Raw genomic sequence first — 12,373 nt, forward strand, 5'->3', positions numbered from 1 at the left:
CCAGCGTTCGTGGATCCTCGGGCACCGCCGCGCTTGACGCCGGCAGCCAGCGCTCCTATGACATTCGCGCATCTAGATACATGAATACATGAGTCTTTCCCAGTACATCGAGATGCTGAACCTCCTCGGGGACGAGAGCCGGATACGGCTCTGCGTGCTCCTCCGCGAGCGCGAGCTGCGGGTGACGGATCTGGTTCGCGTGACGGGCATCGCGCAGTCGCGCGTCTCGACGCACCTCGGGCGGCTCCGCGAGGCGGGGTTCGTGCGGGATCGGCGCCAGGGGCCGCAGTCGTTCTATGCGCTCGCTGTCGACACCCTGCCCGGGACCGCGAAGGCCCTCCTCGATGAGGCAACGAAATCGCCCGACCCGACCCTGGAGGGCGACCAGCGGCGCCTCCTGGAGCTCGACGCCGAGCGGCGCGGCGGCCTCCCCGAGTCCTTCGCCGGCGAGATGGAGCGGCACTACTCCCCGGGCCGCACGTGGCAGTCGCTCGCGGTCGGCATCGCCGCGTTGCTCCGCCTCGGCGACGTCCTCGACGTCGGATCGGGCGACGGCGCGGCGGCCAGCGCGCTCGCGCCTTACTGCCGCTCGCTCACCTGCGTCGACTCGAGCAGCCGGATGATCGAGGCCGCGAGAGAGCGGTTCTCGACCCAGCCCCACGTCCGCGTCGAGGTCGCCGATGTCCACGCGCTGCCGTTCGGAGACGCCTCCTTCGACTCCATCCTCGTGTTTCACACGCTGACCTACGCCGAGGACCCGCCGCGGGCGCTGGAAGAGTGCGCCCGCGTGCTCCGCCCGGGCGGTCGGGTGGTCATCCTGTCGCTCGACGCGCACCAGCAGCGGGAGATCACCGTGCCCTACGGCGAGCGCCACCCCGGCTTCTCGCCCGCCGACATCCGCGCCATGCTCACCCGCGTGAAGCTCGATGTCGCCGCGTCCGAAGTCGCCTGCCGCGAGACGAAGAAACCCCATTTCCAGGTCGTGCTCGCCATCGCCGACAAGCCGACCCCCGGTCCCTCCAAGAGCGCCAAGCGAGGCTGATCATGCCGTCCAACAACACCACGCCTCCCCTTCATCCACTCCAGAAGCTCCTCCAGCGCCGCATCGTCATCATCGACGGGGCGATGGGGACGACCATCCGCACGTACGGGATGAAGGAAGCGGACATCCGGGGCCAGCGCTTCGCGGATTCGAAGAAAGACCTGCTGAACAACGGCGATCTGTTCTCGCTCACGCAGCCGGAGATGATCTGCGATATCCACCGGCGGTTCCTCGAGGCCGGCGCGGACATCATCGAGACGAACACCTTCGGCGCGACCAGCATCACCCAGAGCGAGTTCTTCGTCGACGACCCGCGGGAGCACGGCGGGCGGAAGGACCCGGCCTTCTATCAAGGGATCATCGACGACCCGTTCCTCAACGACCTCGCCTGGGAGATCAACGAAAAGTCCGCGCGGCAGTGCCGCGAGTGGGCCGATCGCGTGGCGAACGCCGACGGGCGGCAGCGGTTCGTCGCGGGCGCCATCGGCCCGCTCACCGTCTCCCTGTCCAACTCCCCGGACGCCGACGACCCCGGCTTCCGCGTCGTGACGTTCGATCAGGTGAAGCAGGCGTACGTCCACCAGATCCGCGCCTTGATCGCCGGCGGCTCCGACGTGCTCCTGGTCGAGACCATCTTCGACTCGCTCAACGCGAAGGCCGCGCTCGTCGCCATCCGAGAGGTCTTCGACAAGGACGGCAAGACCCTGCCGGTGATGATCTCGGCGGCGGTCGGGCGCGGCGGAGAGACGATGATCTCCGCGCAGACGGTCGAGGCGTTCTGGAACGCGGTGAAGCACGTGAACCCGCTCGCCATCGGGCTGAACTGCTCGCTCGGCCCGGACCTGATGTATCCGTTCCTGTCCGACCTCTCGGAGAAGTCCAGCGCCGCGATCTCCTGCTACCCGAACGCCGGCCTGCCCAACCCGCTCTCCCCCACGGGCTTCGATCTCGAGCCGCCGGACATGGCGCGCCACATCGGCGGCTTCGCGGACGCGGGCCTGCTCAACATCGCCGGCGGCTGCTGCGGCAACACGCCCGAGCACATCGCGGCCATCGCCAAGGCGCTCGCCGGCAAGCCCCCGCGCGCCCTCGACCCGAGGCCCCCCGCGGAGGCCCCGCCCGGCGGCGCGGCCTCTTCCGGTTCCGGCGCGCCGATCCCCCTGCGCCTGTCCGGCTCGCAGCCGTTCACGCAGCAGCCCGGCGTCTACATGATCCTGGGCGAGCGCACCAACGTCGCCGGATCGCCGAAGTTCGCGAAGCTCATCAAGGAAGGGAAGTACGAGGAAGCGGTGAGCGTGGCGCGCCAGCAGGTAGAGAACGGCGCCAACGTCATCGACATCTGCATGGACGAGGGCATGATCGACGGCGTCTCCGCGATGACGCGCTTCCTGCTTCTCCTGGCCAGCGAGCCCGAGGTGGCGAAGGTCCCGTTCATGGTGGACTCGTCGAAATGGGAGGTCATCGAGGCGGGCCTCAGGTGCATGCAGGGCAAGGGCATCGTGAACTCCATCTCGCTCAAGGAGGGCGAGGCGAAGTTCCGCGAGAGCGCGAGGACGATCCTCAAGTACGGCGCCGCCGTCGTGGTCATGGCCTTCGACGAGCAAGGGCAGGCCGCCACCTACGAGGACAAGATCCGGATCTGCAAGCGCGCGTACGGCATCCTCGTCGACGAGGTGGGGTTTCCTCCCGAGGACATCATCTTCGATCCGAACATCCTCACGGTCGCCACCGGCATGGAGGAGCACAACAATTACGCCGTCGACTTCATCGAGGCCACGCGCTGGATCAAGGCCAACCTGCCGCACGCCAAGGTCAGCGGCGGCGTGTCGAACATCTCGTTCAGCTTCCGCGGCAACAACCGGGTGCGCGAGGCCATGCACTCGGCGTTCCTCTACCATGCCATCCGGGCCGGCATGGACATGGGCATCGTCAACGCGGGCATGCTCGAGGTGTACGAGGAGATCGAGCCGGAGCTCCGCGAGCTCGTCGAGGACGTCCTGCTCAACCGGCGTCCGGACGCCACGGAGCGGCTCGTCGACTTCGGCGAAGCGCTGAAGGCCAGGAGCGCCGGCGCCGCCGAGGCCGAGAAGAAAGAAGAGGAGTGGCGCAAAGGCACCGTCGAGGAGCGGCTGTCGCACGCGCTGGTCAAGGGCATCGACACGTACATCGATATCGACACCGAGGAGGCGCGCGCCAAGCTCGGCCGCCCGCTCTCCGTGATCGAGGGCCCGCTGATGGATGGGATGAGCGTCGTCGGAGATCTCTTCGGCGCGGGCAAGATGTTCCTGCCGCAGGTGGTGAAATCGGCGCGCGTGATGAAGAAGGCCGTCGCGTACCTCACGCCGTTCATGGAGGCGGAGAAGGCCGCGATGGCCGCCGCTGGGCAGGAGGTGAAGACGCAGGGGAAGATCGTCCTCGCCACGGTGAAGGGCGATGTCCACGACATCGGCAAGAACATCGTGGGCGTCGTGCTCGCGTGCAACAATTACGAGGTGATCGACATGGGCGTCATGGTCCCGTGCGAGAAGATCCTCGAGCGCGCCAGGCAGGAGAAGGCGGATCTGATCGGCCTGAGCGGGCTGATCACGCCGTCGCTCGACGAGATGATCCACGTCGCCCGCGAGATGGAGCGGCAGAACTTCAAGCTGCCGCTCCTGATCGGCGGGGCGACGACCAGCAAGGCGCACACGGCCGTGAAGGTGGCCCCGCATTACAGCGAGCCGGTCGTGCATGTGGTCGACGCGAGCCGCGCCGTGCCTGTCACCACGAGCCTCCTGAGCGAGGAAGGCAAGGCGGCGTTCGTCGCCCAGCACCGCGCCGAGTACGAGAAGCTCCGCCGGCTCCACGCGGCGCCGAAGCACAAGCTCGTCTCCCTCGAGGCCGCGCGCGCGAACCGGACGCGGATCGCGTGGCGCGCCGAGGATCTGCCGGTGCCCGAGTTCACCGGCGCGCGCGTGCTCGAGGACTTCCCGCTCGCCGCCTTGCGCGAGTACATCGACTGGACGCCGTTCTTCCACACGTGGGAGCTGAAGGGCGTCTATCCGCGGATCCTGGAGCACGAGAAGTACGGCGAGCAAGCGCGCCAGCTCTTCTCCGAGGCGAACGCGCTGCTCGACACGATCATCGAGAAGAAGCTGCTGACGGCGCGCGGCGTGTATGGCTTCTTCCCCGCGAGCGCCGTGGGCGACGACGTGGAGGTGTACACGGACGGGACGCGCGCGAAGGTGCTCGAGCGGTTTCACTTCCTGCGCCAGCAGACGGCGAAGGAGGGCGGCGAGCCGAACCGGTCGCTCGCGGATTTCATCGCGCCCAGGGAGACCGGCCTCCGGGACCACATCGCCGGCTTCGCGGTGACCTCCGGGATCGGCCTGAAGGAGCTGTGCGAGCGGTTCAGGGCGGTGCACGACGACTACAACGCCATCATGGCCGAGGCGATCGCCGATCGCCTGGCCGAGGCGTTCGCCGAGTGCCTGCACAAGCGGGTGCGCGACGAGTGGGGCTATGGCCGGCAGGAGGACCTGACCAAGGCCGAGCTCATCGAGGAGAAGTACCGCGGCATCCGGCCCGCGGCGGGGTACCCCGCGTGCCCGGATCACACCGAGAAAGGCACGCTCTGGCGGCTGCTCGACGTCGAGAAGAGCACCGGCATCCAGATCACCGAGTCGTTCGCGATGTGGCCCGGATCGAGCGTGAGCGGCCTGTATTTCGCGCACCCGGAGGCCCGGTACTTCAGCCTGGGAAAGATCGATCGCGACCAGGTGGTCGACTACCACGCGCGCAAGGGCATGACCGTCGCGGAGGTCGAGCGCTGGCTCGGCCCGAACCTCAACTACGACGCTTCAAACTAGCAGAAAGAGACACCACCATGGCCATCGTTCTTTACCATCACCCGTTTTCGCGCGCCGCCAACACCGTGTGGATGCTCGAGGAAGTCGGCGTCGAGTACGAGCTCAAGTTCGTCGACATCATGGCCGGCGACCAGAAGAAGGAGGAAGTCACGAAGCTCAATCCGATGGGCAAGCTGCCCTTGCTCGTCGACGGCGACACCGTCGTCACCGAATCCGCGGCGATCGGCCTCTATCTCGCGGATCGTTATGCCTCGGGCCGCCTCGCGCCGAAGCTCGACGACGCGGCGCGCGGCACTTATTTTCGCTGGTCGCTCTTCGCCCCCTCGGTCATCGAGCCCGGCTCGATGGCCAAGGCCGGCAACTGGGAGTTCCGCGCCGGCTCCGCCGGTTGGGGCAACTACGACGACATGATCGCGACGATGGAGTCGGCCATCTCTGGCCGTGACTTCGTCCTCGGCAAGGAGTTCTCGATGGCCGACGTCATCTTCGGCGGCACCATCGCGTACATGCTCGACTTCAAGATGCTCGAGCCGCGCCCGAGCTTCACCGGATATGCCAAGCGGGTCAAAGCCCGCCCGGCGTACGCGAAGAGCGAGGCGCGCAACAAAGCCGTGATGGACGAGCGCGGCCTCAAGATGCCTGGGGCTTAGAGCGCCCTGAAGGATTGAAGCGGAGCGCCTCGGCGAGCGCCGTAGGAGCGCCGCGTCCTCTTCCTGCGCCGTGCGCGAGGTCGGAGCGTGGCGAGGCCGCAGCCAGGCCGAACGCGAACCACCCGCCCCTTGGACAGCGCGATCTCGAGCGGCTCCGCCACGACCGGCGAGGCGTCCGTCACCACTGCACCGGCAGGAAGCGCGGCGCCTCCGTCGAGGACCACGGCAGGGGCTGCGAAGGTCCGTAGGCCCGCAGCTTGCAGCGGCGCCAGTCCAGCTGGTAAAATTGCGAGTCGCTGGGAGAGCCCCTGGCCTTGCACAGGTCTGGAGAGTGAGGCAGGAGCAGAGCGTCGATTTGGGCCTTGCGCTGTATGAAGGGGATATATGCGTTTTCGGCGACATGGAACAGATGTTACGGCCGTGACTATTCACATATCGAGCACCGAAGGGAACTCTTCGGCCGGCATCGAGATCGCCGATGTTCCACGCTCGGATGGTTCTCCTAGAATAACCAGCAGCGATCCTGATGTGGTTAGCGTCGATGGCACACCTCGCATCCGCGCCGTTGGCAATTTTTCGTTTTATCTCAGCGCGCTTGCCACAACATCAGGCAGCGGCGCTGTAACGGTGACTGCGGCGACACGGTCCGGAATCCAGGCGACACTAAGGGTCGTGGTTGACGCTGCGATAGAGTTGCCGGATCCTGCCACTGAAGCTGGAGCCGTCGCCAGACTGTTGATGTCGGAGGCCCGCGGACCTTCCCACGCGGACTACCTGGCAGCAGACACATTGGATAGCATGGGGTGGATGCAACGGGTCCTGGAGAATCGATTGGCGAGCGACCCTTCTCGATTCGGGGCACGCGGGGCGAGAAATTTGATCGACATCATTCGCGCCGCCAATCAGTTCGATGGGTTCTCCGATTATCCGAACTACGATCAGGTGGTTCGTCGTCGACTGCAGCAGATGGTCAACATCGCGAACAATGACAATGACCGAATGCAGTCCGATTTTCGAAATTTTATACAGAATGCCATTGACGTGGCTCGGCTGCGGGTCGCCATCCGGGACCCAAGTTCAACAGGCTTGTTCGGGTGGAGAGCCGCAGGGACTGGAAGCCCAGGGCCGAGGTTCGCGAGATTTCGCACGTTGGCTGGAAATACGTTCTTCACGTTCCGGCCATGATGGAAACCTTGACATGGCGAGGCCGCTGAGCACCGCCACCCGATCGCGCGCCTCGTCGTAGGCCCGCCCTGCATGAACAGGCAGCTGTTGGCGTCGGCCACGTGGCTCCAATCGCGGCCATCCCCGCTGAGCACGCCACGGTTGGGGCGACCGCTGACGAGCAGCACCCTCTCCATGCCCGCGTGGTAGACGAAGCGAGGGTGATCGTCGAACGAGACATCGGCGCGGTCGCGGATCTTCCAGGCACCCATGGGCGTCGGGTCGCGGGCCAAGGTGAGCGAAGCGACGTCGTCTCGAAGGGTTTGCGGCCGCGTGGAGCAGCCGATGAGCGCGAGGACGCGCGAACACAGGAGAGACACGCAGTCACGCAGGAAATCTGCAGCGCTGATGCGACCCGAAGCGGAGCCGATACCGGGAGACTCGAGCGCCTCTCACCCTGTAAGACTGGAGCCTTCCTGCAAGGTCGCCGCACCATCGGGCGCCTCGGAGCCCACGGGCGGGCTGATCACGGCGTCACCGAGCGCCTTGCGGTGCACAACGGTGCTTTTCCAGTACGGTGGTCCCCGGTTGGGAGAGCGTGCTGGAACATCGGTCGGCTCGCCGAGCGCGGAGAGGAAGCGGGCGACGTTCCGGGGCTCGGTGACCATGGCGGCACGGTTTCCGCATCGGCCGCGGCAACATGACACGCTGGCAGTACGATTGTAGTCGGGCAGTCCGGCGATGGCCGCGGTCCGGCGTCCACCCCTCTTAACGCGGCGCTCCGAAGGAGCCGTGCCAGCCATGTCCTCCCTCGGGCCCGAAGATACCCGAGGGCCGGTCGATTGGAATTGACACCGGCAATGTGAGCGTTCACATTCCAGTCGAGGGCCCTCCTTTTGTTTTGGCTCGCTCGGGTCCTCCTGAGTACCGAGCTCTTCGTCAATCTGAGCACTTTGCCAGGAGGCGGATCCCGTAAGGAACGCTCTGTCACCTGAGGTGAGTGTGGCGAGTCGCCCTTGATACGCTCGAGTCGTTTTGTTTTCTTTTCACCTGATTCCGGTACGTAGGAGACCTGTGATGCAAGATCAAACGTTCAGCCGACTCGCCTTCTGTGTCACCCTTGCGAGTTGGGTCGCGATCTCGTGCGCCCCCGCCGAGTCCGACTCGAACGACGACGGAGGGGGCGGAGCGACGGCGACCAGTTCCGTCAGTAGCGCGAGCGGCAGCGGCGTTGCGACCTCCAGCAGCAGCGCGAGCGGCAGCGCGAGCAGCAGCGGCGCTGCGACCTCCAGCGGCACCACCGCGGCTGGGACCGGCGGTGACAACAGCGGCGGGAGCGGCGGGGCTGAGCCGACCGGCAGCGGCGGTAGTGGCACGGGTGGCTGGCCCGAAGGCGCCATTCCCATGGGGAACGCGCCTGTGCGGAGCGCGGGGTGCGGCAAGGCAACCACGCTGACGAGCAAGGAGTATACGATCTCGAGTTCGGGCCAGAATCGCGTGTACTACGTCGATATGCCCAAGAACTACGACATGAACAAGCCCTACCGGCTGTTCTACACCTCGCATTGGATCGGCAGCCGCTACCAAGACGTCAAGGGGCAAGACTTCTACTTTCTCAAGCCGCAGCTGGAGGCCGACGGAGAGCAAGCCATCTTCGTGGCCCCCTCCTCGGACGGTGCGACGTGGCAGGAGAAGGACCACGCGCTGTTCGACGACATCATGGCGCTCATGAACGAAAGTGTCTGCTACGACACGACCCGCGTGTTCGCGACCGGCTTCAGTTTCGGAGGGATGATCACCTATTCGCTGTCGACGAACCATCAAGCGGAGATCCGCGCGGCCGTGGGCATCGCCCCGGCCAACTACAACATCTGGTTGCCTGAAAAGACACGTAAGCCCATTGCCTGGATGCACACGACGGGCATGAGCGACGGGACTTGCCCCTGGGTGAACAACGAAGGTCAAAAGAGAGGGGCCAAGTTCATCGCCCTCGAAAAGGCCGAAGACAACGGCTGCACGATCCCGAACAACATCCCGACTTCAAACGGCGCGTACAGCTGCTACGATTTCCAGGATTGCAATCCGGAGCACCCGACGCGGGTGTGCACCTTCGGCGGCGGGCACACGAACATCGACGGCAATCCGAACTGGATCCCCATCGAGTCGTGGAAGTTCTTCAAGCAGTTCTGACCGGCGTCCTCGCCGCGGACAGGCCCCTCGCCCGCGCGTGGCGCCGCGGTCGGGGCGCCTCGCCTGCAGGAGACGAGGGGCCGCCTCCAAGCGCGTAGGCGAATCAAGCCGGATCGCAGCGCGAGGAGGTGTAGCGCGGCAGAGCGAGAGGGTCGGGGTACGCCCGAGCTCGGCGCGCGGCACCTCGACATGGCGCCCTTCCCCCCATGGGTTTCAGGGATTGAACGTCGCGACGAAGACGTCGGAGCCGCCGGCGTGGGGGATGGGGCCGGTCCCGAAGTCGACCGCCGCGCTCGCAGCCCCTGTGAGGGCGATCACGCCGCTCGGCGAGATCGCGATGCCATGTGCGCTGGCGCCGAAGCTGAGGGTCCAGAGCTCGGCGCCGCTCGGGTCGAGCTTGGCGAGCCCGTCTCCGGCGACGACGATGTTACCAGCGGAATCGAGCGCGAGCGCATCGCCGAAGGGGATCGAGTCGCTGAACACGTGGGCACCCGCGGCGTCCAGCTTGAGGAGCACGGGGCCGGCGGGCAGCACGCCGCCGCCGAGATCGACGGTCCCGTCCGTGGTGCCGACCACGAAGACCTCGTCAGCCGCATCGACGGCCACCGACCAGTCCGCCTTCCACGCGCCGCCAGGGGCGATCGACGGATCCGGCGCGAACGGGCGGCTCCAGAGCACGGCGCCGGTCGGGTCGAACTTGTTGACCGTGAGATACCCTGCGTCGGCCTGCGGTGCGGTCACGGTCAGCGCGTTGCCCGCGCTGTCGATCGCGAGATCGGCGTGGTATTCCAGGGTAGTGAAATAGTCCTCCTCGTCGGGAGGGGGCGTGATCCTGTGTTTCCAGAGGACATCGCCGCCAGGGCTCAGCTTCAACAGGTAGGCACCGTTCGCCCAGTGGTCGACGTAGACCAGGTAGGTGTTGCCGAGCGCATCGACGGCGATACGCTCGGGAACGCTGTAGCTCTCGAGCGCGTCCGACGTGTAGATGGGCGCTTGACTCCAGATGGCCTTGCCATCGCGGTCGAGCTTGGCCACGAAGCCCACGGTATTGTGGCCCGGTTCGAAGGGGGGGAGGCACTGGTTCAACACCCTGTCGGCGCCACCCGAGTATGTGCCGGCGAGCAGGAGGTCGCCGTTGCCATCGACGGCCATGACGAGCGGGTGGCCGCTCGTCAGGCGCTCGCTCCAGAGCGGCGCGCCCGATGGATCGAGCTTGAGCAGGAAGTGCCTTCCGGGCGGGGAGGTCAGAGGGCCCGCGCCGAAGTCGATGGTTCCTGTGAAGGTGCCGGTGACATAGTAGTTGCCTGCGGCATCGCTCGCGATGTTCAGGCCCTCGTCGGCGCCGGTGCTGCCGAACCCGCGCGCCCACGACAGCATGGGGCAATGGGGGTCGCCGTCGCAGCTCTCGTCCTCCGGCGTGGAGCAGAGCTCCTCGGCAGGCGTCACCTCGCCCACGCAGGCGCCGAAGCCAAGGCCGCTGGGCCGGCAGGTCTGCGTCCCCGCAGCGCAGGGTCCGACGCCCCTGGTCCCGGCAGGGCCGGAGTAGCACGCGATGACCGAGCCCGGCACGCACGTCTCGGACGGGTCTCCGCCGCCGCCGTCGCTGCCGCCGCTGCCTCCTCCCTCGCCGCCGTCGCCGCTCGACGGCGGATTGAACGTGGCAGCATAGATATCCCAGCCTGCTGTATACGCGATCGGGCCGGTCCCGAAGTCCACAGGGCCACTCACGACGCCGGTGACGGCGACCGCGCCGTTCGGGGAGATGGCCATGTCCGCTACCGAGGCCGCGAAGTCGCGCGTCCAGAGCTCGGTGCCGCTCGGGTCGAGCATCGTGAGCCCACGCCCGCCGAGGAAGATGTTGTCCGCAGGGTCGACCGCGATGTTGCCGGTGTGGCGGACGGGCTGGGTGAACACTTCCTCGCCGTCCTGATCCAGCTTGATGACAGCTCCCTCGACCAACACGAGGATCTCGCCCGCCGAGTTGGCAGCCACCTTGCCACGAAAGCCGTAGTCGTCCAATCTCCGGGACCAGAGCAAATTTCCATCCGGAGAGAGCTTCGAGACGTACGTGTAGAGGGCAATGTAGTCGCCGTCGATACCTGCTGAATTCACTGTCACCACGTTGCCGGCGCTGTCGAGCGCGAGGTTCATGTGGAAGCTCGGGCTGCCCGGAGTGCTACGCCTCCAGAGGACATTGCCCATCGCGTCCAGCTTCACCACCGCTGTCGCGTCCTCCAACCCGATGGCTAGGTATGCGTGGTCGAGCGCATCGATGGCCATCTTCGTGGCCCAGGTAGGATGCGAAGGGTAGAAGCGGAATCCATCGCTCCAGATGTGATTGCCGTCGGGGTCGAGCTTGGCCATGAATTGCCCGGAACGATCGGCCGGAGCCGGCAGGGCGCACCCGCCGAGGCTGAAATCATTGCCAATGCCAGAGAAGTCGTCCTCGTAGTTGCCGGCGATCAGGACGTTGCCGTTTCCATCGATGGCCAGGGCATCTCCTGTCTCGCGCAAGGGGGTGCCGAAGCGCTTGCTCCAGAGCGGCGCGCCCGAGGGGTCGAGCTTGAGAAGGAAGATGTCGCTGTCACCGGCGCTGGTCAGAGGGCCGGTGCCGAAGTCGACCGTTCCTTTGAAGCCGCCGAGGATGTAGTAATTCCCCATGGCGTCGACGGCGATGGTCGATGTGGGAATGGTGGGCTCGATGCCGAACCCGCGCGCCCAGGCGGCCGGTTGCGGGCAATGGGGGTCGCCGTCGCAGCTCTCGTCCTGCGGCGTGGCGCAGAGCTCCGCAGCAGGGGTGATCTCACCCGTGCAGGGCCCGTAGCCGAAGCCGTCAGGACGACAGGTCTGCGTCCCGGCCGTACAGCGCCCGACGCCGTTGGTCCCCTCGGGGCCGGAGTAGCACGCGACGATGGATCCCGGTACGCATGTTGCCGGCGATCCGCCGCTCCCGGTCGAGGTGCTCTCGTCGCCGCCGCCGTGGCCTGCGGAGCCGCCGCTGCCCGTGGCAGCGGAGCCGCCATCGCCGTGGCCCGCGGAGCCGCCGCTGCCCGTCGCAGCGGAGCCGCCGTCGCCGTGGCCCGCGGAGCCGCCGCTGCCCGTGGCAGCGGAGCCGCCATCGCCGTGGCCCGCGGAGCCGCCGCTGCCCGTCGCAGCGGAGCCGCCGTCGCCGTGGCCTGCGGAGCCGCCGTCGCCGTGGCCTGCGGAGCCGCCGTCGCCGTGGCCTGCGGAGCCGCCGCTGCCCGTCGCAGCGGAGCCGCCGCCGTCTCCTGTGGTTGCGGAGATGTACCCGCCGCCGCCCGCGGCGCCGCCGCTGCTGCTGCTACCGGGCGCGCTCGGACCGCATTCATTCGTGCGGCCGAAGGCGACGAGGAGCAGGGCGGCGGAGGCACGCCGGTGAAGCCCGGAAGTCGAACCGATGGACTCGAACGGTCTTGCCATGCCGCCTCTGATGCTCGAGGCAGACGCCGCATTCATGC

General features: G+C 66.9%; 6 protein-coding genes. 5 read left to right on the forward strand and 1 reads right to left on the reverse strand.

The window, feature by feature from the left end; translation table 11 throughout:
* Positions 1 to 88: 88 nt before the first annotated feature.
* The 5 genes from WMF34_RS39260 to WMF34_RS39280 all read left to right on the forward strand — a co-directional run bounded on the left by WMF34_RS39260 (position 89) and on the right by WMF34_RS39280 (position 8,894).
* Entirely contained in the window at positions 89 to 1,042 is a 954-nt protein-coding gene (locus WMF34_RS39260; RefSeq protein ID WP_437991004.1) for an ArsR/SmtB family transcription factor, read from the forward strand.
* A gap of 2 nt (positions 1,043 to 1,044) precedes the next feature.
* Entirely contained in the window at positions 1,045 to 4,890 is a 3,846-nt protein-coding gene (gene metH, locus WMF34_RS39265; RefSeq protein ID WP_437991005.1) for a methionine synthase, read from the forward strand.
* Between the two features lie 17 nt (positions 4,891 to 4,907).
* Positions 4,908 to 5,540 carry a glutathione S-transferase family protein gene (locus WMF34_RS39270; RefSeq protein ID WP_012240342.1) on the forward strand — a complete coding sequence of 211 codons (633 nt, stop codon included), beginning with the start codon at positions 4,908 to 4,910 and terminating at the stop codon, positions 5,538 to 5,540.
* 420 nt (positions 5,541 to 5,960) lie between these two features.
* A complete protein-coding gene (locus WMF34_RS39275; RefSeq protein ID WP_157907227.1) occupies positions 5,961 to 6,725 on the forward strand; it encodes a hypothetical protein in 765 nt (254 codons plus the stop codon).
* Positions 6,726 to 7,781: 1,056 nt separating this feature from the next.
* Positions 7,782 to 8,894, forward strand: a complete 1,113-nt coding sequence (locus tag WMF34_RS39280; protein WP_437991006.1) for an alpha/beta hydrolase family esterase — start codon at positions 7,782 to 7,784, stop codon at positions 8,892 to 8,894.
* A gap of 213 nt (positions 8,895 to 9,107) precedes the next feature.
* Here the strand turns inward: WMF34_RS39280 and WMF34_RS39285 are convergent, their stop codons facing one another.
* Positions 9,108 to 12,335: a hypothetical protein gene (locus WMF34_RS39285; protein ID WP_437991007.1), complete on the reverse strand. Its 3,228-nt coding sequence runs from the start codon at positions 12,333 to 12,335 to the stop codon at positions 9,108 to 9,110.
* Positions 12,336 to 12,373 lie beyond the last annotated feature (38 nt).

The organism is Sorangium sp. So ce145 (assembly GCF_051525985.1).
Taxonomy (GTDB): domain Bacteria; phylum Myxococcota_A; class Polyangia; order Polyangiales; family Polyangiaceae; genus Sorangium; species Sorangium cellulosum_B.

Bases quoted from the DNA above. Each gene is read 5' to 3' on its own strand.
- WMF34_RS39260 (WP_437991004.1), top strand. From the start codon at position 89: ATGAGTCTTTCCCAGTACATCGAGATGCTGAACCTCCTCGGGGACGAG.
- metH (WP_437991005.1), top strand. From the start codon at position 1,045: ATGCCGTCCAACAACACCACGCCTCCCCTTCATCCACTCCAGAAGCTC.
- WMF34_RS39270 (WP_012240342.1), top strand. From the start codon at position 4,908: ATGGCCATCGTTCTTTACCATCACCCGTTTTCGCGCGCCGCCAACACC.
- WMF34_RS39280 (WP_437991006.1), top strand. From the start codon at position 7,782: ATGCAAGATCAAACGTTCAGCCGACTCGCCTTCTGTGTCACCCTTGCG.
- WMF34_RS39285 (WP_437991007.1), bottom strand. From the start codon at position 12,335: ATGGCAAGACCGTTCGAGTCCATCGGTTCGACTTCCGGGCTTCACCGG.